The organism is Nocardia sp. NPDC056064, from assembly GCF_042266925.1.
Lineage (GTDB): Bacteria > Actinomycetota > Actinomycetes > Mycobacteriales > Mycobacteriaceae > Nocardia.
Genome location: NZ_JBHJWO010000001.1, coordinates 2,707,946 through 2,731,827, shown reverse-complemented (window position 1 = coordinate 2,731,827; position 23,882 = coordinate 2,707,946). Strand labels below are relative to the sequence as shown.

Genomic DNA, 23,882 nt, shown 5'->3' with positions numbered 1-23,882 from the left:
GTCAGCCGACGATCTCGTCGATGCTGTGCGCCAGCGCGACGTCCTTGGCGGTGATCCCGCCCGCCGAATGCGTGCTCAGCGTGAAATGCAGTGTGCGCCAGCGGATATCGATATCGGGGTGATGATCGGCCGTCTCGGCCGCCGCCGCGATCCGGCGCACCAGTTCGATGCCTGCCAGGAAACTCTGCGCCTGCACCGTGCGGGTGAGTGTGGTGCCCTCGTGTGACCACCCGGGCAGGGTCGCCAGGGCGATGGTGATCTCGGGATCGCTGAGCAGTGCCGGTTGCGGAGTACCCATGCCTGCAGTTCTACGCCGGTTTCGGGCACGGCGCATCGCCCGTCGTCACAGCGTCAGGCGGCGCGCGCTTTCTTCAGCGCTTTTTTGAGATCTTTACCGCATATTCCGGCCGCTTCGGCCTTCTTCATCCGCATGATGACGACGGGACATTTGAAGCAGCGCGTCTTCTTTCTGCAGCACTTCTTCTTCGGTTTCAGGCTCGACACCTTCTTGGCCTTCACCTTGCCCATGCGGGTTAGCGTAGCCTAAGTACAAAGCCTGACACGTGTGGGCCACCGGGGTACCGGTAGGGTGTAACAGGCCGCGATGCCAGTTGAATGCGCGCCAATACACCAACATGCAGGAGGATTGAGGCGTGTCGTCTACACGCGATTTTCGCAACGTCGCCATCGTGGCCCACGTCGACCACGGCAAGACGACGCTGGTCGACGCCATGCTTCGTCAGTCGGGCGCGTTCGCAGAGCGAGCCGAGCTGGTCGACCGAGTCATGGACTCCGGTGACCTCGAGCGCGAGAAGGGCATCACCATTCTCGCCAAGAACACCGCGGTGCACCGGCACCACCCCGACGGCTCCGTCACCGTCATCAATGTGATCGACACCCCCGGCCACGCCGACTTCGGTGGCGAGGTCGAGCGCGGCCTGTCCATGGTCGACGGTGTCGTGCTGCTCGTCGACGCGTCCGAGGGCCCGCTGCCGCAGACCCGGTTCGTGCTGCGCAAGGCGCTCTCGGCCAAGCTGCCGGTGATCCTGGTGGTCAACAAGACCGACCGCCCCGACGCCCGCATCGCCGAGGTCGTCGAGGAGTCGCACGATCTGCTGCTCGACCTGGCCTCCGACCTCGACGACGAGGCTGCCGAAGCCGCCGAGCTGGCGCTGGACCTGCCGGTCCTCTACGCCTCGGGCCGCGAGGGCAAGGCGTCCAAGGAGCGTCCGGAGAACGGTCAGGCGCCCGACGCCGAGAACCTCGACGCCCTGTTCGACGTGCTGCTCAACAACATCCCGGCGCCCAAGGGCAACGCGGACGCGCCGCTGCAGGCCCACGTCACCAACCTCGACGCCTCGGCCTTCCTCGGCCGCCTGGCGCTGGTGCGGGTGCACAACGGCGAGCTGCGCAAGGGCCAGAACGTCACCTGGATCAACGCCGACGGCGCCAAGCAGGTCAAGATCACCGAACTGCTGCAGACCATCGGTGTGGAGCGTCAGCCGGGCGAGGTCGCCGTGGCCGGTGACATCGTCGCCATCGCCGGTATCCCCGACATCATGATCGGCGACACCCTCGCCGACATCGACAACCCGGTGGCACTGCCCCGCATCTCCGTCGACGAGCCCGCCATCTCGGTGGTCATCGGCACCAACACCTCGCCGCTGGTCGGCCGGGTGCAGGGGCACAAGCTCACCGCCCGCATGGTGAAGTCGCGCCTGGACCAGGAACTCATCGGCAACGTGTCGCTGCGCGTGCTCGACATCGGCCGTCCCGACGCCTGGGAGGTGCAGGGCCGCGGTGAGCTGGCGCTGGCCATCCTGGTCGAGCAGATGCGCCGCGAGGGCTTCGAGCTCACCGTCGGCAAGCCGCAGGTGGTCACCAAGCAGGTCGACGGCAAGGTGCACGAGCCGTTCGAAGAGCTGACCATCGACTGCCCCGACGAGTACCTGGGCGCGATCACCCAGCTGCTGGCCGCCCGCAAGGGCAAGATGGTGCAGATGAGCAACCACGCCGCCGGCTGGGTGCGCATGGAGTTCATCGTCCCCTCGCGCGGCCTGATCGGCTTCCGCACCGTGTTCCTCACCGAGACCCGCGGCACCGGCATCGCCAACGCCGTGTCCCACGGCTACGCGCCGTGGGCCGGTGAGATCCGCGCCCGCCACACCGGTTCGCTGGTGTCGGACCGGGCCGGAACGGTCACCCCGTTCGCGATGATCCAGCTGGCCGACCGCGGTCAGTTCTTCGTCGAGCCGGGTGCCGACACCTACGAGGGCATGGTCGTCGGCATCAACCCGCGCGCCGAGGATCTCGACATCAACGTCACCCGCGAGAAGAAGCTGACCAACATGCGCAGCGCGACCGCCGACGTGATGGAGACCCTGGCCAAGCCGCTGGCCCTCGACCTCGAGCTGGCGATGGAGTTCTGCGCCGGTGACGAGTGCGTGGAGGTCACCCCCGAGGTGGTGCGCGTGCGTAAGGTCGTGCTCGGCGCCAACGAGCGTGCCCGCGATCTGTCCCGCCGCAAGGCGCGCGACCGCGCGGCCGCCGGGTCCTAGGTAGTACCCGAGTCGAGGGGACGGTGCTTCGGTACCGTCCCCTCGTTCGTTTCGGTGGGGTGCGCGTGCGCGCCCCCGGACAGATGGGGCAGGTAGAGTGCCGGACGTGAGTTCGGGGGTAGGGCGCGCGAAGTGGCGCACAGCGTTGGTGGCGATGGCCGCGTCGGCGGTCCTCGCCGGTTGCACGGCGAATCCACCACCGCCGATCGAGAGCACCGATTCCCCCAAGACCACCCAGGCCAAGCCGGGCAAGAACACCGTCGTGGTCGCGATCGACGACATCGGCATCGGCTTCAACCCGCATCTGCGCTCGGATCAGTCGCCGGCGACCAGCGCGGTCAGCTCGATGGTGCTGCCGAGCCCGTTCCGGCCCGCGCCGAACCCGGCCGCGCACAACGAGGTGAACTGGCTGCCCGACTCCTCGCTGATCGAGTCGGCCGACGTGACGTCCCAGGAGCCGTTCACCCTCACCTACACCCTGCGCAACCAGGCCAATTGGTCCGACGGCGCGCCCATCGCCGCCGAGGACTTCCGGTTCCTGTGGCAGCAGATGGTCACCCAGCCCGGCGTGGTCGATCCGGCCGGCTACCGGCTGATCACCGATGTGGCGTCCTCCGGGGGCGGCAAGACGGTCACCGTGACGCTGTCGCAGCCGTATCCGGCGTGGCGGGAGCTGTTCGCCAATCTGCTGCCCTCGCACCTGGTGAAGGATTCGCCGGGCGGGTTCACCAGCGGCCTGGTCGACCGGATTCCGGTGTCGGGCGGTAACTTCACGATCAAGTCGGTGGACCGGGGCCGCGACGAGATCCTGCTCGAACGCAACGACCGCTTCTGGGGCACCCCGGCCGCCCCGGATCAGATCCTGTTGCGCCGTGGCGGAACTCCCTCGCAGCTGGCCGAATCGCTGCGCACCGGGGACGCCCAGATGGCGCTGGTCCACGGCGGCGTCGCCACCCAGGCGCAACTGGCCGCGATCCCCTCGGTGCGTACCACGATCATGCCGCAGGCGCGCGAGCTGCAACTCTCGCTCAACGGCCGCTCCGGTGACCTCACCGACGTGCGGGTGCGCAAAGCCGTTCTCGCCCTGCTGGATCCGGCGCTGCTGGCCACCGTCGGCGCGCAGACCGGCGGCTGGGTGGAACCCGCCCGCGCCCAGGTGCTGCCGCCGTCGAGCCCCGGCTATGTCGCCACCGCGCCGCCGCGGCTCAGCACCGAGGACGCCTTCGCGCTGCTGGCCGAGGCCGGTTTCGGGCGCGCCCCGGAGACCCCGCAGACCGGTTCGCCCACCTCGCCCGCCCCGCAGCCGCGGTCGGTGGCCCGCAACGGCAAGGGCCTGTCGATCCGGATCGGCGCGGTCAACGAGGACCCGACCGCTCTCGCCGTGGCCAATACCGCCGCCGACCAGCTGCGCAGCGCCGGTATCGACGCCACCGTGCGCGGCGTGGCCGCCGACGAGCTCTACGGCAAGGCACTGACCGAGTCCTCGATCGACGCCGTGGTCGGCTGGGAACTGGCCGGTGACGATCCGGCCACCGTGCTGGCCTCGCGCTACGGCTGCCCGCCGCCGGAGATCCCCGACGCCGACGGCAAGGCCCTGGCCGCGGCCGAGGCGTACCGCAAGGCGCCCAGCAATATCGGCGGGGTCTGCGATCCGGGTCTGCAACCCTCGATCGACGAGGCGCTGCGCGGGATCGAGGTGGGCCGCATCCTGGCCGAGGCCGAGCCGCGCCTGTGGGACCTGTGGACGGTGCTGCCGATCGTGCAGGACAACGTGGTCGCGGCGGCGGGCCCGCGGGTGGACGGCGTCTCGCTGTCGGGCGCGATCCAGATCGGTGTCTTCGGTGACACGGCGCAATGGCGGAGGCTCCCATGACCGATCGGCAGACCGGCGGACTGCTGCTGGTGCACGCCCACCCCGACGACGAGTCGCTCACCACCGGTGGCACCATCGCGCACTACCGGCGCCTCGGGGTGCCGGTGACCGTGGTGACCTGCACGCTCGGTGAGGAAGGCGAGGTGATCGGGTCGCGCTGGGCGGGCCTGATCGCGGGCGAGGCCGATCAGCTCGGCGGCTACCGGATCAGCGAACTCACCGCCGCGCTGGCGGCACTGGACGCCGGTGAGCCGTGGTTCCTCGGTGGCGCGGGCCGGTGGCGTGATTCGGGGATGGCGGGGACGCCCTCGGCCGAGCATCCGCGGGCTTTCGTGAACTCCGGGGACGCGGCGGTCGACGAGCTCGTCGCGGTGATCCTGGCGCTGCGCCCGCGCGTGGTGGTCACCTATGACCCGCGCGGCGGCTACGGCCATCCCGACCACATCCGCGCGCACCGCATCACCACCGCCGCGGTGGCCGCGGCCGCCGGCCAGGGCTGGGACGTGCCCAAGTTCTACTGGACCGTCACCGACGGCGAGCTGCTGCGTCAGCACACCGCCGCGCTGGCCCGCCGCACCGTCGACGAGCTGCCCGGCGCGCTGCCCGCGGGCTGGCGGCTGCCGGTGGAGGCCGAGCTGGCGGCGGTGTCGACCGACACCGCGACCACCCTGGTCGACGTCTCCGATGTGCTCGCGGCCAAGCGCGCCGCCCTGCGCGCGCACGCCACCCAGGTGAGCGTGGCGCCCAGCGGCCGGGAGTTCGCGCTGTCGAACAACATCGCCCTTCCGGTGCTGCCGGTGGAGCATTTCCAGCTGGTGCGCGGCGCGCGCGGGCCGGTCGCGGCCGACGGGCTCGAACACGATCTGTTCGCCGGACTGGAGTGAGGTCACCGGTCCGCGGCCGCATAGACTCGGCCGCATGACCGACCAGCCCGCCGCCGTGTCGCGGCGCCTGCCCGCGCTGCCGGATCCGGTGCTCTCGGGACTCGTCGTCGTGCTGCTGCTGTTCAACGCGCTGCTCACGCTGGTCGTCGAGGTGCTGTTCCTGCCGCTGTACATCGGCTCGGTGCCGGTGCCGATCTCGGCGCTGCTGGCCGCGCCGATCAATGTCGCGCTGGTCTACGGCATGGAGTCGGTGACCGGGCGGCTCGGCTTCACCTTCGCCCCGATCGTGGTGTGGGTCTTCGGTTTCCTGGTCTGCGCCTCGCGCGGGCCCGGCGGTGACATCATGCTCGGCAGCGACGGCCGCACCCTGTTGCTGCTGGCCTGCGGCGTGATCCCGCCGATCGCCTACCTCTACTACCGTTCGAACGCGAACGTCTTCCGCACCGGCTAGGTGCTCGTCTTGGCCTGGTTCCACGGCCAGTGCCCGGTCAGCTCCAGCTGCATGGAGTAGCTGAGGAAGGTCCGCACCAGCACGATCAGGGCCAGCACGCCCACACTGGTGAAACTCGGTGCGACGGCGACGGTCCGGATGATGTCGGCGGCCACCAGGAATTCCAGGCCGAGCAGGATCGCGCGCCCGAGCCCGCGCCGGTAGGTCTCGTAGGCGGGTTCGAAGTCGTCGCGCCAGCTGCGCGCGAACTGCACCGTCGCGACCAGCGCGCCGATCGCGATGGCGGCCACGCCCGCCCCGTCCAGGGCCTTGCCTGCGGTCTCGATGATCTCGGTGAAGTCCACGAAGCACCCCTTGCGTGAGCGACCGGGCGAGCTCTTCGCAGCCTACGCCGCACCGCGACGGCCCGAGGCCGGACACTCGCGGCGCCGACCCGGTCGGGATCTGAGGGGACCGCACGGGGAGCGGGCTATCCGCGGTGGCCGAGCCGCCCCGGTGTGACTTCCTCGATGAGGGAGTAGGCACGGTCGAGCGGGATGTCGACGACGAGATAGGCCTTCTTCCCGGCGGCTGTCGCCGCGACGACGGTGGCCAGCCCGGCCCGGCGCTGCCAGAACGTCTGGCGGACGGTCCAGCCGATGATGCCGGGCGCTTCCAGACAGTCGCGATTGCGATCGAGACTGCCGCGCCGGGTGATGAGCCAGGTCGGGCCGGTGGTGCCGGGCAGGACGCGATGACCGAGTCCGCGATAGCGATCCTCGGCCAGCGCCGCCATGACCAGGGCCAGCAGCACCGGCAGGGCCCAGGTCCAGCCGGGCAGGTCGCCGCCCAGCAGCACGGCGAGGATCATGGCGGCGATCAGGATGCCCACCGGCCAGGCGGCTCTGGTGTAGCGCCGTCGTCGGGCGGTGGGGCCATGGCGGTGCAGCTCGATCGTGCCGAGCGTGGCACCGGTGACCGGGCCCTGGACGACAGGCCGCGGCCCGGCATCCGCGTGCGGACGATCGGCGCCGCCGGTCGCGATCCCGATGGCGTGGCTCGGCTGGGCAGGCGGGGTCTCGGTGGCGGGGCCTGGTTCGGCCGGCGCGTTCCCGGGCAGTAACTCGGTCGAGCCGGCGCCCGCTTCGGCTCTCGTCGGCGTCCCCGGCCTGCGCCGCGTGCGCAGCAGTTCGTCCAGGGTACGTTCGACCGCGATGCGTGGCGCCTGCGGCAGGATCTTCTGCCGTGGGTTCTCGCCGGTCATGATCATTTCCAGCTGCGCGGCGCGGGCGGCCCGCAGCAGCAGCGGCTCGCTGAGCGTGGCGCCGCGGAAACGGGCCAGGTCCAGGGTGATCTGGCGGGTGGTGATCAGGCCGTGGCGCAGGTGCAGGGTGCTGCCGTTGTCGAGCACCCGCAGGCCGTACCAGGTGGTCAGGTACTGCGCGCAGGCGGCCAGGCTCACCAGTGCCAGCGTGGCGAGGGTCAGGCCGAGCACCACGACGGTGACGATCGAGACGCTGTCGTCGCCCAGATGCTGCACGGGCGCCGAATCCGAGACCACGTCGATGAGCCCGTACTGGGCACCCAGGCCCGCGATCGGCGCGACGATGGCCAGCCCGGTCAGCGACAGCGGCGCGTACCGCACCCAGGCGGCCTGCCAGTGGCCGATCTCGTTGCCCGTCTCGGCCGCGGCGTCGTACGGCGAGACATGGGGCACCACAGGGGAATCCGTGGCATTCGCGGCACCGGTGTGGGCGAGCAGTTCGGCGCGCAGCGCGGGAATCCGGCTGGTGTCGAGCGCGTCGAGCTTGAATTCCTCGCCCTTGCCGGTCTGCTTGCCGGTGCCGATCGCGAGCACCGCCAGGCCCAGCATCCGGTGCAGCAGATCGGCTTCCACGTCCACCGAGCGGATGCGCGGGCGCGGTACCGACAGCGTGCGTCGTTGCAGAATCCCGGTGCGCAACTGCACGTGATCGGGGTCGATGCGATAGGAGGTGGTGAACCAGCGGGCCACGCCGTAGGCGGCGACCAGCGCCACCGGGCCCAGACTCCACAGCGGATTGCCGCTGGTCGTGCCGACGATCACCGAGCCGAGCAGCACGGGGATGTACTTGATGATCTCGGTGACCGGATACACCAGCAGCATCCGGGGATCGAGCCGCTGCCACTCGACCGGCGCCGCTGCGGTCACGTGGCGTCCCCGCGGTGCTGGGCGGCGATGGCGGCCAGCCGGGTGACGGTCTGCTCGGCGACCGGCAGGTCCAGCGCGCCGATCTTCACCGCGCCCGCCGAGGACGCCGTGGTCACCGTGACGGTGGCCAGCCCGAGGATGCGCTCGAGCGGCCCGCGCTCGGTGTCGACGGTCTGCACCCGCGAGATCGGCGCGACCCGCGATTCCTGATCCACCCACCCCACCCGGGTGTAGACGGCCTCGTCGGTGACCTCCCAGCGATGCACCGCGTAGCGCCACAGCGGCACGACCACCACCGCGAGCACCGCCAGCAGCACCAGCACCAGCGCCGCGAGCCCCTGCCAGTTCCGATGCGCGCTGTCGAGCACCGTCCACACCACCAGCACGGCGGCCAGCACCACGATCCCGAGGGCGTTCTCGAGCGCCCACAGCAGCTTGGCCTTGGAACTCGGACGCCAGGCCGGTTCGGCCAGAATGGTGGAGCGCGGCAGTGACATGCTGCCCATGGTTCCATGCGGGGCCGACGAGTTCACCCGCTCGGGAATACCGGTGCGCCCCCGGTGGGTTGTCGTTCGACGGGACCGAACGACGCGCGCCGGTCATGGCCGTGACCAGCAGACCGCACGTTCTGGAAGGAAATAGCGCATGATCGACGGGGTGAGCGATCTTCCGAAGCCGAGCTTCCCGCTGCCGCCACCGACGCCCGCCGCCATGCGCAGGGCGTTGCGCCGGGCTCGCGACGGCGTGACCTTGAACGTGGACGAGGCCACCGTCCTGCTGCACGCCACCGGCGAGGACCTGGCCGATCTGTGCGCCAGCGCCGCCCGGGTCCGCGACGCGGGACTGGAATCGGCCGGTCGGCCGCGCACCATCAGTTATTCGCGCAATGTGTTCATCCCGCTCACCAAGCTGTGCCGGGACAAATGCCACTACTGCACCTTCGTCACGGTGCCGGGCAAGCTGCGCGCCGAGGGCAAGGGCATGTTCCTCGAGCCCGACGAGGTGCTCGAGATCGCCCGCCAAGGTGCCGCGCTGGGCTGCAAGGAAGCCCTGTTCACCCTGGGTGACCGCCCCGAGGACCGCTGGCCCGAGGCCGCGCAGTGGCTCGACGAACGCGGCTACGACTCCACCCTGGACTACCTGCGCGCGGTGTCGATCCTGGTGTTGGAGGAGACCGGCCTGCTGCCGCACCTGAACCCCGGGGTGATGAGCTGGGCCGAGATCGCCCGCCTCAAGCCGGTCGCGCAGTCGATGGGCATGATGCTCGAGACCACCGCGACCAGGCTGTTCACCGAGAAGGGCGCCTGCCACTACGGCAGCCCCGACAAGGACCCGGCCGTGCGGCTGCGCGCGATCACCGACGCGGGCAGGCTCTCGGTGCCCTACACCACCGGCATCCTGGTCGGCATCGGCGAGAGTCTCACCGAGCGCGCCGAGTCGATCATGGCCATCCGTAAGCAGCATCGCGAGTTCGGGCACATCCAGGAAGTGATCGTGCAGAACTTCCGCGCCAAGGACGACACCGCCATGCGCGATGTCCCCGATGCCGGCGTCGACGAGTTCCTCGCCGCCGTCGCGGTGACGAGATTGCTGCTGGGACCGGATGTTCCGGTGCAGGCACCGCCGAACCTGGTGTCGCACAGCGATTGCCGCGCGCTCATCGACGCGGGTATCGACGACTGGGGTGGGGTGTCGCCGGTGACGGTCGACCACGTCAACCCCGAGCGGCCGTGGCCGAACCTGGACACGCTGCGCGAGATCACCGAGGCCGCCGGATTCACCCTGGTCGAGCGCACCTCGGCACATCCGAAGTACGTGCGCGCCGGGCACCCGTGGATCGACCCGCGCATCGGCGCCCACGTCGACGCGCTCACCGACCCGGCCACCGGCCTGGCCCGCCCCGACGCGATGCCGGTGGGCCTGCCCTGGCAGGAGCCCGACGAGTCCTGGGATTCGGTCGGCCGCGTCGACCTCAACACCGCCATCGACAGCGAGGGCCGCAAGACCGACAGCCGCAGCGACTCCGGCCTCGGCCAGGAGGTCGTCGGCGCGTTCGGTGACTGGGAGACCATCCGCGAACACGCCCGCGAACTGGCCGTCACCGCGCCCGAGCGCCTCGATTCCGAGGTCCTCGACGCTCTCAACGCCGCCGAGAAGGACCCGGGCGGGCTCACCGACGATCAGTACCTGGCCCTGGCCACCGCCGACGGTGTGGCGCTGGACGCCGTTGCGGCACTGGCCGATCAGCTGCGCCGCGAGGTCTCCGGTGACGAGGTCACCTACGTGGTGAACCGCAATATCAACTTCACCAACATCTGCTACACCGGCTGTCGTTTCTGCGCGTTCGCCCAGCGCAAGGGCGACGCCGACGCGTTCACCCTGAGCACCGACGAGGTCGCCGACCGGGCCTGGGAAGCGCACGTCGACGGCGCCACCGAGGTCTGCATGCAGGGCGGCATCGACCCCGAACTGCCGGTCACCGGATACGCCGATCTGGTGCGCGCCATCAAGGCCAAGGTGCCGTCGATGCACGTGCACGCCTTCAGCCCGATGGAGATCGTCAACGGTGCCTCGCGCGGCGGCCAGAGCATCCGCGACTGGCTCGCCGCACTGAAAGAGGCTGGGCTGGGCAGCATTCCGGGCACGGCCGCCGAGATCCTCGACGACGAGGTGCGCTGGGTGCTCACCAAGGGCAAGCTGCCCACCTCGGCCTGGATCGAGGTGATCACCACCGCGCACCAGCTGGGCATCCCGTCGAGCTCGACGATGATGTACGGCCACGTCGACAACCCCAAGCACTGGGTCGGGCACCTGCGCGTACTGCGCGGCATCCAGGACGAGACCGGCGGCTTCACCGAGTTCGTCCCGCTGCCGTTCGTGCACCAGAGCGCCCCGCTCTACCTGGCGGGCGCGGCCCGGCCGGGCCCGACCAACCGCGACAACCGGGCCGTGCACGCGCTGGCCAGGATCATGCTGCACGGGCGCATCCACAACATCCAGACCAGCTGGGTCAAGCTCGGCACCCTCGGCACGCAGGCCATGCTCTCCGGCGGCGCCAACGATCTCGGCGGCACGCTGATGGAGGAGACCATCTCCCGGATGGCGGGCTCGCAGCACGGTTCGGCCAAGACTGTGGCCGAACTCACCGAGATCGCCGCCGGCATCGGCAGGCCGGTGCGCGAACGCACCACGACCTACGGATCGGTGGCCGCGAAACCGGTGCCGTTGTCGCTGTCGATCGGGTGAGGAAAACGTCGAGTTAGGGCAGGCTGACCTGGGGGTAACGTGGAGTCACGCGATAGGGTTTCGGGGGCGGAGCAACCCGCAGGACAGACTAGGAGAACGGCAGTGCCGTACATCATCGCTGAACCGTGCGTTGACGTGAAGGACAAGGCGTGCATCGAAGAGTGCCCCGTGGATTGCATCTACGAGGGTGGCCGCATGCTCTACATCCAACCCGACGAGTGCGTTGACTGTGGTGCGTGTGAGCCGGTCTGCCCCGTGGAGGCGATCTTCTACGAAGACGACACCCCGGACCAGTGGAGCGGCTACATCAACGCCAACGTCGACTTCTTCGACGAACTCGGTTCTCCCGGCGGCGCGACCAAGGTGGGCAAGGTCGACTACGACCCGGCCTTCATCAAGGCGCTGCCCCCCATGGCCGAAGAATGAGGGTCAGCAGCCTGCTGCCCGATTTCCCCTGGGACACCATCGCCGGGTTCAAGCAGAAGGCGTCCGCGCATCCCGGCGGGCTGGTGGACCTGTCCGTCGGCACGCCGGTCGACCCGGTCGATCCGCTGATCCAGGCGGCCCTGAACTCGGTCGCGGCCGTTCCCGGCTACCCGACCACCCACGGCACCCCTGAGCTGCGCGCGGCCGCCGTCGCGGCGCTGGCCCGCCGGTTCGGGGTCACCGGGGTCGACCAGGCCGCGGTGCTGCCGGTGATCGGCACCAAGGAGCTCATCGCCGGTCTGCCGCGCCTGCTCGGGCTCGGCGCCGAGGACCTGGTGGTGATCCCCGAGATCGCCTACCCGACCTACGAGGTGGGCGCGCTGCTGGCCGGCTCCAAGCCGTGGCGGGCCGACGGCCTCACCCAGATCGGCCCGCAGAACCCGGCGCTGATCTTCGTGAACTCGCCGTCGAACCCCACCGGCAAGGTGCTGCCGGTCGAGCACCTGCGCAAGGTGGTGGCCTTCGCCCGCGAACGCGGTGCGATCGTCGCCTCCGACGAGTGCTACCTGGGCCTGACCTGGGAAGGCGAGGCCGTCTCCATCCTCGACCCGCGCGTGTGCGACGGCGACCACACCGGTCTGCTGGCCATCCACTCGCTGTCGAAGACCTCCAACCTGGCCAGCTACCGCGCCGGTTTCGTCGCCGGTGACCCGGAACTGGTGGCCGAACTGCTCGAGGTGCGCAAGCACTCCGGCATGATGCTGCCCTTCCCCATCCAGGCCGCCATGACCGCCGCCCTGAGCGACGACACCCACGAGGCCCAGCAGCGCGAGCGCTACCGCGCCCGTCGCGACACCCTGCGAAAAGCCTTGCTGGCGGCCGGTTTCCGCATCGACCACTCCGAAGCGGGCCTCTACCTCTGGGCCACCCGCGGCGAACCCTGCCGCCTGACCCTCGAATGGCTGGCCGACCGCGGCATCCTCGCCGCCCCCGGCGACTTCTACGGCCCCCGCTCCCCGGAACACGTCCGCATCGCCCTCACCGCGACCGACGAACGCATCACCGAAGCGGCATCGCGCCTGGCCTGATCACCGTTCGCCCCCCGGCCCCCGGATCGGCTACTGTCCGGCGGGTCGGGTGACACGGGATCGGAAGGCGCACAACGCATGCATGGGGTGGGGATCGGTGCGGGCACGGTGTTCGCCGGGTACCGGATCGTGCGGACACTCGGCCGCGGTGGGATGGGCACCGTCTACCTGGCGGCACATCCGCGGCTGCCGCGTCAGGTGGCGCTCAAGCTGCTGAACCGGGAACTCTCGGCCGACGCCGAGGTGCGTGGCCGGTTCGAGCGCGAGGCGGATGTGTCCTCGCGGCTGGATCATCCCGGCATCGTGTCGGTGCTCGATCGCGGTGTCGAGGACGGGCTGATGTGGATCTCGATGCAGTACGTCGACGGGACCGATGCCTCGGTATTCCGTGGCACGCCACTGGATCCCGCCCGGGCGGTCGGCGTCGTCACCCAGACCGCCGAAGCCCTGGACTACGCCCACGAACGCGATGTGCTGCACCGGGATGTGAAGCCCGCCAATATCCTGCTGGCGGCCGCGCGGACCGGAGATCGCGTGGTACTCACCGATTTCGGTATCGCCCGGCTACGCGGTGACGCCCGTCAGCTCACCCGCACCGGCGACTTCCTCGCCACCCTCGCCTACGCCTCGCCCGAACAGCTGTCCGGTGGCGAGATCGACCACCGCTCCGATCAGTATTCGCTGGGCTGCACGCTGTTCACCCTGCTGACCGGCGAAAGTCCTTTTCCCGCAGACAATCCCGGCGCGGTGGTGGCGGCGCACCTGACCAAGCCGGTGCCCCGGGTCTCCGCGACGGTTCGTCATCTGCCTGCGGGGATCGACGCGATCATCGCCCGGGCGCTGGCCAAGGAACCGGCCGAAAGATTCGACAGCTGTGCGGAATTCGCGCAGGCGGCCGCTGCGGCTCTGTCGGGCGGTGCCGGTCTGTCGGTGTCACCCGCTCCGTCGACGGCGACCTACCCGCCCGCGTATTCGCGACCGGGTACCGGCGCGACAGCGATGAGCGATGCCCATCAGCCGACTGTCGTGAGTACCCCGCGTGCCGTACCTCGTCCGCCGATCGGCCCGGCGCCGTACGGTCGGCCGCCGTATCCGCCCGACCGCCGGGTGTCCTCGGGTTGGCGCACACTCTCGGTCCTGCTGGTGCTGCTGGCGGTGCTGGGCGTGGCCGCCATCGGTGTCGCGGGTGTCTACTGGAAGTTCATCCGTCCCCAGCGCCTGGCCCCCACCATGCCCTGGGGCCAGCACCATTCGATCGCCATCGCCTATCCCCAGATGATCCCCACCGATCCCCAGGGCCTGGGCTGGCGCGACGCGCGCTGCGTGGGCGCGGGCACGGTCGTCGCGCTGGCGGGCGACCCGGTCCCACTGGGCCAGATCATCTGCACCCAGCCCGACGGCGTCACCGTCTGGTACACGAAGTACAACTCCGCCGACGACGTCAGCGCCTATCTCACCGCCCACACCGACCGCGTCGCCGAACGCGACTACTCCCGCATGGGCACCCTCGTCCTGTTCCGCCCCACCGCCCCCGGGGCCCCCTTCACCCTCGCCACCCACGGCTGGATCAACCCCTTCACCGACACCATCCTCGTCGAAGTCTCCTGGCCCACCCACACCTTCGACGACCTGCGCGCCCAGTGGTGGGACCAAGCTCCCCTCTGACCCGAGAAGGACTGACATGCGCTGGATCGTTCCGAATGTCCTTGTTCTCGCGATGGTGGCAGTCGCGGTATCCGGGTGTGGATCGCCCGATGAACCGACAGCCCCATGCCTCGGGCAGGCGTTCGACCTGAAATCCGGGGCAGAGCCATTGGGGTCGGGTAAACGGCTGATCGAGGAGTTCGCGTCGGCGGTACACAACGAGGTCGAGTCCGTGGCGGTGGGAGAGCTGACGGCAAAGGCGGGATGGTCGGGGGAATGGGATCGGGCGGTTCAGGTGAGCTTCCTGACCACCGTCGAGTCCTTCAATGAAAAAGCAGGGACACATTTGGCTGAGAATTGTCTGCTGGGAATTCCCTCTCGGTTCCTGACGAACGACGATGCTCCGACATCGAACAAATTCACCGTCTTCATTCGGGGCGGTGAACCGGTTCAAGCAGTCGACTGGCAGGAGCCCCGGCCGGATCTGCAGATGCGGGTGCCGTTTGTCACGCCGGACTCCGAGCTGACCTATTACGCGTCCGAGTACAGCATGCGCACGAAGTGACATTCGCGCACGCGCAGGCGTGAAAGGCCGGTTGTCATACCAGGGGCTTTCCCTTGCGCTGGCGGCGGCGCATGTCGGCGAGGGTGGCGTTGAAGGGGAAATTGCGGATCGGGCGGGGAAGGCGGCTGACGACCGAGCCGGTGGTGCGCATGAGCCGGTTGAGGCGGTGTTCGTCGCGCTCGGTCCAGCGCATCCCCATCTGGTCGCGGAGGTGTTCCGGGAGCAGGCCGGTGGTGTACCAGCGGTGGAAGCGGGCGAAGGGGAGGCGGAGGGGGGTGGGGAGCATGCGGAGGTCGAGGAGGCCGTCGAAGTAGGTCTTGATGGTGGGGTCGATGCTGGTGCGGGGGAGGTGGGTGGACCAGTAGGTGTCGAAGGCGGCGCGGTCGGCGGGCCACATGTCGCGGGGGACCTGCAGGGTGGTGCCGAGGTGGTGGGCGTAGGTGTAGAAGAGGTCGGCGATCTCGTCGTCGGTGGGGCCGTGCAGGCGGCGCATGACGTCGACCGAGCCCCAGTAGAGACAGGCGGCGACCCACAGTTGCAGGTTGCGGTCGAAGGCGTTGTATTTCACGGGGCTCTCGGGCGTGGAGCGGACGTGGCGGTGCACGCTGTCCACGGCCGCGCGGAAGGCGGCGCGGTCCTCGTCGGTGCCCATGAGGGCGACCGAGAGGTAGGTGAGGGTGGTGCGGGTTCGTTTCACCGGATGACGCATGATGCTGCCGCTGTGCACGCGTGATTCCGCGACGCCGTAGCCGACGGGGGCCAGGCTGAGCTGCATGATCACATTGGCGGTGGCGCCGTAGAAGGCGGCCGCCCCGTCGACATAGTCGCGAATATCGAAATCGGCCGGTTCGGATCTCGGCGAACGCGAGCGAGCGAGGATGGTCATCGTTGACCCCGTCTTCATCGGTGAGAGAACTATACGTTGAATGTCTCATTCTGTCGCCGGGGTGTCAACGGACGGCGGCGTACCGCGCCGGACCACACCGGGTTAGCGTGGACGAATGCCTTTCGGTCCGCCGCTGCTGCTCGCCTCACTCGATCCGATCGCCGTCGCCGCCGGGGCCGACATTCCCGACGCCGTCACCATCGATGATGCCACCGTCTCGCGCTCGGATCTGCTGGGTGCGGCAACTTCGGTGGCGGAACGGGTCGCGCGGGCGCAGCGGGTCGCGGTGCTGGCCGAACCGACGCTGCGCACGGTGCTCGCGGTGGTCGGCTGCCTGATCGCCGGGGTGACGGTGGTTCCGGTGCCGCCGGATTCCGGCAGTGCCGAGCGCGAGCACATCCTGCGCGATTCCGGCGCCCAGGCCTGGGTCGGTCCCGCGCCCGAGGGCACCGAGCTGCCGGTGATCCCGGTGCGCCTGCACGCGCGCTCCTGGCACACCTATCCCGAGCCCGACCCGGCGCGCATCGCGTTCATCCTCTACACCTCCGGCACCACCGGCGCGCCCAAGGGCGTGATGCTCAGCCGCGGCGCCATCGCCGCCGGGCTGGACGCGCTCGCCGAAGCCTGGGCGTGGACCTGGAAAGACACTCTGGTGCACGGACTTCCGCTGTTCCACGTGCACGGGCTGATCCTCGGACTGCTGGGCCCGCTGCGGGTGGGCTCGCCGGTGATCCACACCGGCAAGCCGACGCCGGAGTCCTACGCGCGGGCCGGTGGCAGCCTGTACTTCGGGGTGCCGACGGTGTGGTCGCGCATCGTCGAAAAGCCCGAGCTGGCCAAGGAATTGAGCGCGGCACGGCTGCTGGTGTCGGGGAGCGCGCCGCTGCCGGTGCCGGTGTTCGAGCGGCTGACCGAGCTCACCGGGCAGGCGCCGGTGGAGCGCTACGGCATGAGCGAGACCATGATCACCCTGTCGACCCGCGCCGACGGCGAACGCAGGCCGGGCTGGGTGGGGACGCCGGTGCGCGGCGTGGAAACCCGTCTGCGCGACGAATCGGGGGAGCCGGTCCCGCACGACGGCAGCAGCATCGGTGGTTTGCAGGTGCGCGGCCCGATGCTCTTCGACGGCTACCTCAACCGTCCCGAGGCCACCGCGGCGGACTGGACCGAGGACGGCTGGTTCCGCACCGGTGACGTCGCCGTGATCGATCCCGACGGCTTCCATCGCATCGTCGGCCGCGAGTCGATCGACCTGATCAAGTCCGGCGGCTACCGCATCGGCGCGGGCGAGATCGAGACCGCGCTGCTCGGGCACCCGGCCGTGGCCGAGGTCGCGGTGGCGGGCCTGCCCGACGACGACCTCGGCCAGCGCATCGTGGCCTTCGTGGTGCCCCGCGAGGCGGGCTCGCCCGCGCTGGCCGAGGAGCTGACCGCCTTTGTCGGCGAACAGCTCTCGGCCCACAAGCGCCCGCGCGAGGTCCGTTTCGTCCAGGCCCTGCCGCGCAATGCCATGGGCAAGGTGCAGAAGAAGCTGCTGGGCTGAGCGTCAGTCGGTGAGCCGCACGGTCGCGAGCTTGGCGGGATTGCGCACCGAGTACAGCGCGGTGACCACCCCGTCGACGACCTCGATGGTGGTCACCTGGTCGACCACCCCGTCCAGGGTGGTCACCACCGCGGGCATGGCGTTGTAGGTGGCGATCCGCGCGCCCAGCTCACCCCGCTGCGCGCCCTTGCCGAGCAGCCCGATGACCAGCCGCGCCACCTTGTCCGGCCCGACCACCGGGCGCCGTGCCGCGCTCACCACGCCGCCGCCGTCGCCGAGGAACACCACATCGGGGGCGAGCACGTCCATCAGCGCCTGCACATTGCCGGTGGCGGCGGCCAGCGAGAACCGCTCGACCACCGACTGCGCCTCGGCGGGCGTGGCGACGGCGGTGTGCCGCTGCGCGTGCACGCGGGCCCGCGCGCGCTGATTGAGCTGGCGCACAGCGGCTTCGGACTTGTCGACCGCGGCCGCGATCTCGGCGTAGTCGAAGGCGAACACCTCGCGCAGCACGAACACCGCGCGCTGCAACGGGGTGAGCGTCTCGAGCACGAGCAGCATGGCGACGGTGACGTCCTCGCCGGTGAGCACGTGCTCCACCCCGCCGTCGGCGGTGGTGGCCAGCGGCTCGGGCAGCCACGGGCCCACGTACTCCTCGTGCCGGTGCGCGGCCGAGCGCAGCACCCCCAGCGCCTGCCGGGTGACGATCTGGGCCAGGTAGGCGCGGGGATTGCCGACCGCGGACAGGTCGACTCCGCGCCAGCGCAGGTAGCTGTCCTGGAGCACGTCCTCGGCATCGACCACGGTGCCGAGGATCTCGTAGGCGATCGAGAACAGCAGCCGCCGGTTCTCGGCGAAGGTGTCCTCGTGCGGGCCGGTCATGGTTTGCGGCCGCGCAGCCAGACGGCGTTGCCGGTGCGCGCGGCGTAGGCGGCGTAGCGCACGATGCGTTCCTTGGCGACGGCGGCCGGGCGCCGGGCGAGGTGCAGCGGCAGCGGGGTGTCGTCGCCGCGGGTGGCCTGGAGCACGGCGTCGCGGCGGCCGATGCTCAGCGCCTGCCCGACCGAGGCCATCGAGAAGGGTTGCGGCGCACGTCCTTCGATCATCCGGGCGAGCGTATCGGCCGCGTGCGCGCCCTGCGGACCCGCGGTGGCGCAGGCCATCCGGGCGCCGGGGACCGCGGCGCAGTCACCGATGACGAACACGCGCGGGTCGGTGACGCTGCGCAGATGGGCGTCGACGAGCGCGCGGCCCTGGGCGTCGACGGCGAGCCCGCTGCGCGCGGCGAGTTCGGGCACGCCCGAGACGACGGCCCACAGCGTCAGATCCGTGTCGAGCGCGGTCCCCGAGCGCAGGTTTACCCGCGACCCGTCGACATGATCGATCTCGCCGCGCACACACTCCACGCCCAGCCGCTCGAGCCCCCGGCGCGCGCTGCGCTGTCCACCGCGCGACAGGCTCGCCCCGAGCGTGCCGCTCACCAGGCGCACCCGCAGATCCGGCCGCGCCTCGGCGACCTCGGCGGCGGTCTCGATACCGGTCAGGCCACCGCCGATGACCGTGACGACCCGGTCCGCGGGCAGGGCGGCGAGGGCGACCCGCGCCAGCTCGGCGCCCTCCCAGGTGGCGACGGGGATCGTGCCGGGCAGCGGCTGGGCGGTGCTGCCGACGGCCAGCAGCAGGTGGTCGAAGGCGAGATCGGTGCCGTCGTCGAGGGCCACCGTGCCGTCACCGATCTTGTCCGCCGCGGCCACGCGCAGCGTGATGCCGGGGCGCAGCATCTCGGTCAGCGGAATGGCCGCCGACCCGGTGCCCGCCAGCTGCTCGTGCAGCCGCACCCGCTGGATGAAATCGGCCCGCGGATTGACCACGGTGATCCGCGCCCCCGCTGTCTTGGCGGCCAGCCGGTTGGCTGCCCCCGCGCCCGCATACCCTGCCCCGATCACGACGATGTGCATCGCTGCCTCCTGCTGTTGGATGGTGCGTTCGACCATGGGATGCGGCAGGGCCCGGATCTGTGACGGTGATCTGGATCACCGCAGGCAGAAGGCCCCGCACTCGGGGAGTACGGGGCCTTCCGCGACGGGTGCTCAGTCGTTGGCGTGCAGGGCGGCGTTGAGCTCGACGCCGGTGCCCTTGCGCGGCACCACCTCGACGGCGCCGGTGGTGGAGTTGCGGCGGAACAGCAGGTTCGACTGCCCGGACAGTGTCGCGGCCTTGACCACGGTGCCGTCGGGGCCGGTCACCTTGGTGCCCGCGGTGACGTAGAGGCCCGCCTCGATCACGCAGTCGTCGCCCAGCGAGATGCCCAGGCCGGAGTTGGCGCCCAGCAGCGAGCGCTCGCCCACCGAGATGACCTGGGTGCCGCCGCCGGACAGGGTGCCCATGATGGAGGCGCCACCGCCGACGTCGGTGCCGTCGGCGACCACGACACCGGCCGAGATGCGGCCCTCGACCATCGAGTTGCCCAGGGTGCCCGCGTTGAAGTTGACGAAGCCCTCGTGCATGACCGTGGTGCCCGAGGCCAGGTGCGCACCCAGGCGCACGCGGTCGGCGTCACCGATGCGTACACCGGAGGGGACCACGTAGTCGACCAGGCGGGGGAACTTGTCGATGCTGAGCACGGTCACCGGGCCGCGGGCGCGCAGCTTCAGGCGGGTCTGCTCGAAGCCCTCCACCGCGCACGGGCCGTGGTTGGTCCACACCACATTGCTGAGCAGACCGAACTGGCCGTCCAGGCTCAGGCCGTGCGGCTGGACGAGACGGTGCGAGAGCAGGTGCAGGCGCAGGTAGACGTCGTGCGCGTCGACCGGGGCGGCCGACAGGTCCGCGATGGTGGTACGCACCGCGATCACCTCGACCCCGCGCGCCGCGTCCACGCCGAGCAGCTCGGCGAACGCACCGGCCTCCGACGCCTCCAGGCGCTTGGTGCCGGTCTCGCTGACCTCGCCCAGCTCCGGGCTGGGGTACCAGGTGTCGAGGACGGTCCCGTCCGAGGTCACATTGGCGATACCGACTGCGGTGGCTCCCTGAATACTCACATCCCCCATTTTGCCGGGTCGGCCGCGCGAAGTGTGCGCTACCCCCGCCGCAGGCGACGAGAAAGGGGTGTGCGGGCCGCTGTGGCCCGCACACCCCCTCACGGTGCTACCGCGTCAGATCAGGGCTGACCGGTGGCGAACGCGATCACGGCGTCCAGGAACTCCTGGCCACCCATCACGTAACCGCCGATGAGCATGCCGGCGGGGATGGTGATCAGCCACAGGAACGGGATGAACGCGCCGATGATGCCACCGATCGCGATACCCGGCAGGTTCTTGTTGACCTGCTCCATCAGGCGGTCGTAGGAGCTGATGTCCTTCAGCTCCGCGACGTTCTGCAGCTTGGTGGTGTCCTCGGGGGTCATCGAGGCGGCCAGCTTGACGCTGCGGCCGTCCGCGCTGATCTCCTGGGCCACCGCGATCGGCAGACCGGCGACCTCGGACTTCAGCGCCACCTGGTCGACCGTCGCGCCGTTGTCGGCGATCAGGGCGACGGCCGAGCCGTCCTCGGTCAGCTGGAAGCGACCGCTGTCCACCGACCAGGTGATGGTCTTGTCGACCGGCGAGACGGTGGTGTTGTAGTTGATGCCCTGCGCGACACCCGAAGTCACGCCCCCCGAAGCCACCACGGCCGGCTGCTCGGTCGCCACGGCGGGCTGACCGTTCGCGGTCGCGGCGGTGATACCCACCGCGGTCACCGCGAGGAAAACAGCAGTGGTGATCTTTCCGAACTTCATACTGATGAACCCCTCCATGTGTTTGCTGTCCCGATCGGGACCGCCGCCGTAACGCTAGCGGAGCGAAAAACGATGGGGCACACCCGGGTTCGTCGTCATGAGATCGTCATATTTGCTCGAGCAGGCACTTTGCGGTCCTGTGACGGGAGGCGCCGAGCGTCACCCGGGTGGGCGCGGGTTCGCTGGGACGATGCTGTGCGCCGGATCGTCCGCCCCGGCCCCGCCGATCGTCGCCCGCGCGCGCGAACACGGGGTGCGGGCCGCCGGGCGTACTACTGTCGAGATGTGACTCTCGATTTGCGCGCCGATCCGATCCAGCTGACAGCCGCCCTCGTGGATGTCCCCAGTGTGTCGCGGGACGAGGCCAAGATCGCGGACCTGGTCGAGCAGGCGCTGCGCGAGCAGACCAGCGGATTCGAGATCCTGCGGCACGGCAATGTGGTCCTGGCGCGCACCTCGCGCGGGCTGCCCACCCGGGTGATCCTGGCCGGGCACCTGGACACCGTCCCGATCGCCGACAATGTGCCCAGCCGCCCGGCCGAGGTCGACGGGGAACCGGTGCTGTTCGGCTGCGGCACCGTCGACATGAAGTCCGGCGACGCGGTCTTCCTGCACCTGGCCGCCACCATCACCGACCCGGCCCACGATCTGACGCTCATCTTCTACGACGGCGAGGAGATCGCCGCGGAGTTCAACGGTCTCGCCCACATCGAGCGCGACCTGCCCGAATGGCTCGAAGGCGACCTCGCCGTGCTCGGTGAACCGTCGGCGGGCTGGATCGAGGCGGGCTGCCAGGGCACCCTGCGGGTGCGGCTGAGCACCGCGGGCACGCGCGCGCACTCGGCCCGCGCGTGGCTGGGCGAGAACGCGATCCACGGGCTGGCGCCGGTGCTCGAGCGCCTGTCGGCGTACCAGGCCCGGCAGGTCGACATCGACGGCTGTGTGTACCGGGAGGGGCTGTCGGCGGTGCGGGTCTCCGGTGGCGTGGCGGGCAATGTGGTGCCCGATGTCGCCGAGGTGGATGTGAACTTCCGTTTCGCGCCCGATCGCAGTGTGGAGCAGGCCGTCGAGCACGTGCGCGAGGTCTTCGCCGGGCTCCCGGTGACCTTCGAGATCACCGATTCCTCACCGGGCGCGCTGCCCGGGCTCACCGCGCCCGCCGCGCGCACCCTGATCGACTCGGTCAACGCGCACGGCGGCGGCGGGGTGCGCGCCAAGTACGGCTGGACCGATGTCTCCCGCTTCGCCGCGCGCGGCATCCCGGCCGTGAACTTCGGCCCCGGCGATCCGAACCTGGCGCACAAGCGCGACGAGCACGTGCCGCTGGCGCAGATCACCGCCGTCACCGCCATGCTGCGCACCTACCTCACCCGGAGCTGAGCGGCCCGCGGCAAGTAGGTTGGGAGCATGTCTACCGATTCCGCGGACGAGCAGGGTGGGAAGGTCAGATCGACGGCGAAGTTCCGGGGACCGGTGATGTTCCGGCGCGAACGCAAGCCGGGCGTGCGCACCGCCGACCGCAACCTGCTGGACTCGCGCCAGGACGCCGACTGGGTGCACACCGATCCGTGGCGGGTGCTGCGCATCCAGGCCGAGTTCGTCGAGGGTTTCGGCGCGCTGGCCGAGGTACCGCCCGCGGTGACGGTGTTCGGCTCGGCCCGCACCCCGCGTGACCATCCGGAATACCAGGCGGGCGTGGCCATCGGCGCCGCGCTGACCGAGGCCGGGTTCGCGGTGATCACCGGCGGCGGCCCCGGCGCGATGGAGGCCGCCAACCGCGGGTCGTCGGAGGCGGGCGGGTACTCGATCGGCCTCGGCATCGAGCTGCCGTTCGAACAGGGCCTCAACGAGTGGGTGGACCTGGGGATCAACTTCCGCTACTTCTTCGTCCGCAAGACCATGTTCGTGAAGTACTCGCAGGCCTTCGTGTGCCTGCCCGGCGGTTTCGGCACCCTCGACGAGCTGTTCGAGGCGATGACGCTGGTGCAGACCCGCAAGATCACCCGGTTCCCGATCATCCTGTTCGGCACCGCCTTCTGGTCGGGCCTGGTCGACTGGCTGCGGGACTCGCTGGCCGCCTCCGGCAAGATCTCGCCCGAGGACGTCGACCTGATCCAGGTCACCGACAGCGTCGAGGAGGTCGTGCGGATCATCCAGGCCGACCACGTCGGCCACCCGGACATCGAGCGGCTCGGCAGCGAGGACCAGTGGTGAGCCGTGCGATCTGCGTCTACTGTTCGGCCAGCACCACCGACCCCGAACTGATCGGCCTGGCCGCGCGCGTCGGCACCGAGATCGCCCGGCGCGGTTGGAGTCTGGTCTCCGGCGGCGGGCACGTGTCGATGATGGGCGCGGTGGCCACCGCCGCGAGGGCGGGTGGCGCGCACACCCTCGGGGTGATCCCGAAACATCTGGTGCACCGGGAAGTCGCCGATGTCGACTCCGACGAGCTGGTCGTCACCGACACCATGCGCCAGCGCAAGCAGATCATGGAACAGCGCGCCGACGCGTTCCTGGCGCTGCCCGGCGGAATCGGCACACTGGAGGAACTGTTCGAGACCTGGACCGGTGGCTACCTCGGTGAGCACGACAAGACCGTGGTGGTGCTGGACGCGAACGGCTTCTACGACGGGCTGTTCCGCTGGATCGACGAACTGTACGAGCGCAACATCATGACCCGGCAGGCACGGGACCGCATCATCGTGGTCACCGACCTGGCGGCCGCGTTCGCCGCGCTGGAACCGGCTGCGGCGCAAGGGTAGGAGAGATC

23 protein-coding genes are annotated in these 23,882 nt (G+C 70.2%); 13 read left to right on the top strand and 10 right to left on the bottom strand.

Annotated elements, in window-relative coordinates:
• Position 1 precedes the first annotated feature (1 nt).
• Both ACFC06_RS12505 and ACFC06_RS12500 read right to left on the bottom strand, forming a co-directional pair.
• Positions 2 to 298: a 4a-hydroxytetrahydrobiopterin dehydratase gene (locus tag ACFC06_RS12505; RefSeq protein WP_375929852.1), complete on the bottom strand. Its 297-nt coding sequence runs from the start codon at positions 296 to 298 to the stop codon at positions 2 to 4.
• A gap of 53 nt (positions 299 to 351) precedes the next feature.
• Positions 352 to 528: a hypothetical protein gene (locus ACFC06_RS12500; protein WP_278263204.1), complete on the bottom strand. Its 177-nt coding sequence runs from the start codon at positions 526 to 528 to the stop codon at positions 352 to 354.
• A gap of 125 nt (positions 529 to 653) precedes the next feature.
• Here ACFC06_RS12500 and typA point away from each other — a divergent pair, with 125 nt between their 5' ends.
• From typA to ACFC06_RS12480, 4 genes are all read left to right on the top strand, one after another.
• The gene (typA, locus tag ACFC06_RS12495) at positions 654 to 2,558 is read left to right on the top strand and encodes a translational GTPase TypA (protein WP_375929851.1); all 1,905 of its coding nucleotides are present in this window, start codon (positions 654 to 656) and stop codon (positions 2,556 to 2,558) included.
• A gap of 154 nt (positions 2,559 to 2,712) precedes the next feature.
• Positions 2,713 to 4,431, top strand: a complete 1,719-nt coding sequence (locus tag ACFC06_RS12490; RefSeq protein ID WP_375935436.1) for an ABC transporter family substrate-binding protein — start codon at positions 2,713 to 2,715, stop codon at positions 4,429 to 4,431.
• Positions 4,428 to 5,315, top strand: a complete 888-nt coding sequence (gene mshB, locus ACFC06_RS12485) for an N-acetyl-1-D-myo-inositol-2-amino-2-deoxy-alpha-D-glucopyranoside deacetylase (protein WP_375929850.1) — start codon at positions 4,428 to 4,430, stop codon at positions 5,313 to 5,315. Before ACFC06_RS12490 ends, mshB begins: the two co-directional genes overlap by 4 nt.
• Positions 5,316 to 5,349: 34 nt before the next feature.
• Positions 5,350 to 5,766 (top strand): hypothetical protein, encoded by a 417-nt coding sequence (locus ACFC06_RS12480; protein WP_375929849.1) that lies wholly within the window; start codon positions 5,350 to 5,352, stop codon positions 5,764 to 5,766.
• Here the strand turns inward: ACFC06_RS12480 and ACFC06_RS12475 are convergent.
• The 3 genes from ACFC06_RS12475 to ACFC06_RS12465 all read right to left on the bottom strand — a co-directional run bounded on the left by ACFC06_RS12475 (position 5,763) and on the right by ACFC06_RS12465 (position 8,433).
• Positions 5,763 to 6,110 (bottom strand): DUF1622 domain-containing protein, encoded by a 348-nt coding sequence (locus ACFC06_RS12475; RefSeq protein WP_375929848.1) that lies wholly within the window; start codon positions 6,108 to 6,110, stop codon positions 5,763 to 5,765. The two genes, ACFC06_RS12480 and ACFC06_RS12475, sit on opposite strands and share 4 nt — an antisense overlap.
• 125 nt (positions 6,111 to 6,235) lie before the next feature.
• On the bottom strand, positions 6,236 to 7,891 hold the full coding sequence (locus ACFC06_RS12470; RefSeq protein ID WP_375935433.1) for a PH domain-containing protein: 1,656 nt from the start codon (positions 7,889 to 7,891) through the stop codon (positions 6,236 to 6,238).
• Between the two features lie 41 nt (positions 7,892 to 7,932).
• Positions 7,933 to 8,433: a PH domain-containing protein gene (locus tag ACFC06_RS12465; protein ID WP_375929847.1), complete on the bottom strand. Its 501-nt coding sequence runs from the start codon at positions 8,431 to 8,433 to the stop codon at positions 7,933 to 7,935.
• Positions 8,434 to 8,581: 148 nt separating this feature from the next.
• Here ACFC06_RS12465 and ACFC06_RS12460 point away from each other — a divergent pair, with 148 nt between their 5' ends.
• From ACFC06_RS12460 to ACFC06_RS12440, 5 genes are all read left to right on the top strand, one after another.
• On the top strand, positions 8,582 to 11,182 hold the full coding sequence (locus ACFC06_RS12460; RefSeq protein WP_375929846.1) for a bifunctional FO biosynthesis protein CofGH: 2,601 nt from the start codon (positions 8,582 to 8,584) through the stop codon (positions 11,180 to 11,182).
• 102 nt (positions 11,183 to 11,284) lie between these two features.
• Complete coding sequence (gene fdxA / locus ACFC06_RS12455) at positions 11,285 to 11,608, top strand: ferredoxin (RefSeq protein ID WP_022566345.1); 324 nt, start codon at positions 11,285 to 11,287, stop codon at positions 11,606 to 11,608.
• Positions 11,605 to 12,696: a succinyldiaminopimelate transaminase gene (gene dapC / locus ACFC06_RS12450; protein ID WP_375929845.1), complete on the top strand. Its 1,092-nt coding sequence runs from the start codon at positions 11,605 to 11,607 to the stop codon at positions 12,694 to 12,696. Before fdxA ends, dapC begins: the two co-directional genes overlap by 4 nt.
• 78 nt (positions 12,697 to 12,774) lie before the next feature.
• Positions 12,775 to 14,361, top strand: coding sequence for a serine/threonine-protein kinase (locus tag ACFC06_RS12445; protein ID WP_375929844.1), 1,587 nt, complete (start codon positions 12,775 to 12,777; stop codon positions 14,359 to 14,361).
• A 16-nt stretch (positions 14,362 to 14,377) separates the two neighbouring features.
• Positions 14,378 to 14,905: a hypothetical protein gene (locus tag ACFC06_RS12440; RefSeq protein WP_375929843.1), complete on the top strand. Its 528-nt coding sequence runs from the start codon at positions 14,378 to 14,380 to the stop codon at positions 14,903 to 14,905.
• A gap of 34 nt (positions 14,906 to 14,939) precedes the next feature.
• Here the strand turns inward: ACFC06_RS12440 and ACFC06_RS12435 are convergent, their stop codons facing one another.
• Positions 14,940 to 15,791, bottom strand: a complete 852-nt coding sequence (locus tag ACFC06_RS12435; RefSeq protein ID WP_375929842.1) for an oxygenase MpaB family protein — start codon at positions 15,789 to 15,791, stop codon at positions 14,940 to 14,942.
• Positions 15,792 to 15,906: 115 nt separating this feature from the next.
• Here ACFC06_RS12435 and ACFC06_RS12430 point away from each other — a divergent pair, with 115 nt between their 5' ends.
• Complete coding sequence (locus ACFC06_RS12430; RefSeq protein WP_375929841.1) at positions 15,907 to 17,334, top strand: acyl-CoA synthetase; 1,428 nt, start codon at positions 15,907 to 15,909, stop codon at positions 17,332 to 17,334.
• Between the two features lie 3 nt (positions 17,335 to 17,337).
• On the opposite strand, the gene ACFC06_RS12425 is transcribed toward ACFC06_RS12430, so the two are convergent.
• The 4 genes from ACFC06_RS12425 to ACFC06_RS12410 form a co-directional block, all read right to left on the bottom strand.
• On the bottom strand, positions 17,338 to 18,216 hold the full coding sequence (locus ACFC06_RS12425; protein WP_375929840.1) for an RNA polymerase sigma-70 factor: 879 nt from the start codon (positions 18,214 to 18,216) through the stop codon (positions 17,338 to 17,340).
• The gene (locus ACFC06_RS12420; protein ID WP_375929839.1) at positions 18,213 to 19,292 is read right to left on the bottom strand and encodes an NAD(P)/FAD-dependent oxidoreductase; all 1,080 of its coding nucleotides are present in this window, start codon (positions 19,290 to 19,292) and stop codon (positions 18,213 to 18,215) included. The genes ACFC06_RS12425 and ACFC06_RS12420 overlap by 4 nt, the downstream gene beginning before the upstream one ends.
• Before the next feature lie 132 nt (positions 19,293 to 19,424).
• Positions 19,425 to 20,375, bottom strand: coding sequence for a 2,3,4,5-tetrahydropyridine-2,6-dicarboxylate N-succinyltransferase (gene dapD, locus ACFC06_RS12415; protein WP_375929838.1), 951 nt, complete (start codon positions 20,373 to 20,375; stop codon positions 19,425 to 19,427).
• Between the two features lie 119 nt (positions 20,376 to 20,494).
• Positions 20,495 to 21,112 carry a hypothetical protein gene (locus ACFC06_RS12410; RefSeq protein ID WP_375929837.1) on the bottom strand — a complete coding sequence of 206 codons (618 nt, stop codon included), beginning with the start codon at positions 21,110 to 21,112 and terminating at the stop codon, positions 20,495 to 20,497.
• A 285-nt stretch (positions 21,113 to 21,397) separates the two neighbouring features.
• Here ACFC06_RS12410 and dapE point away from each other — a divergent pair, with 285 nt between their 5' ends.
• From dapE to ACFC06_RS12395, 3 genes are read left to right on the top strand one after another with little or no spacing between them, the layout of a single operon-like run.
• Positions 21,398 to 22,492 (top strand): succinyl-diaminopimelate desuccinylase, encoded by a 1,095-nt coding sequence (gene dapE, locus ACFC06_RS12405; RefSeq protein WP_375929836.1) that lies wholly within the window; start codon positions 21,398 to 21,400, stop codon positions 22,490 to 22,492.
• 27 nt (positions 22,493 to 22,519) lie between these two features.
• Positions 22,520 to 23,326 carry a TIGR00730 family Rossman fold protein gene (locus ACFC06_RS12400; protein ID WP_375929835.1) on the top strand — a complete coding sequence of 269 codons (807 nt, stop codon included), beginning with the start codon at positions 22,520 to 22,522 and terminating at the stop codon, positions 23,324 to 23,326.
• Positions 23,320 to 23,874 (top strand): TIGR00730 family Rossman fold protein, encoded by a 555-nt coding sequence (locus tag ACFC06_RS12395; protein ID WP_375929834.1) that lies wholly within the window; start codon positions 23,320 to 23,322, stop codon positions 23,872 to 23,874. The genes ACFC06_RS12400 and ACFC06_RS12395 overlap by 7 nt, the downstream gene beginning before the upstream one ends.
• Positions 23,875 to 23,882 lie beyond the last annotated feature (8 nt).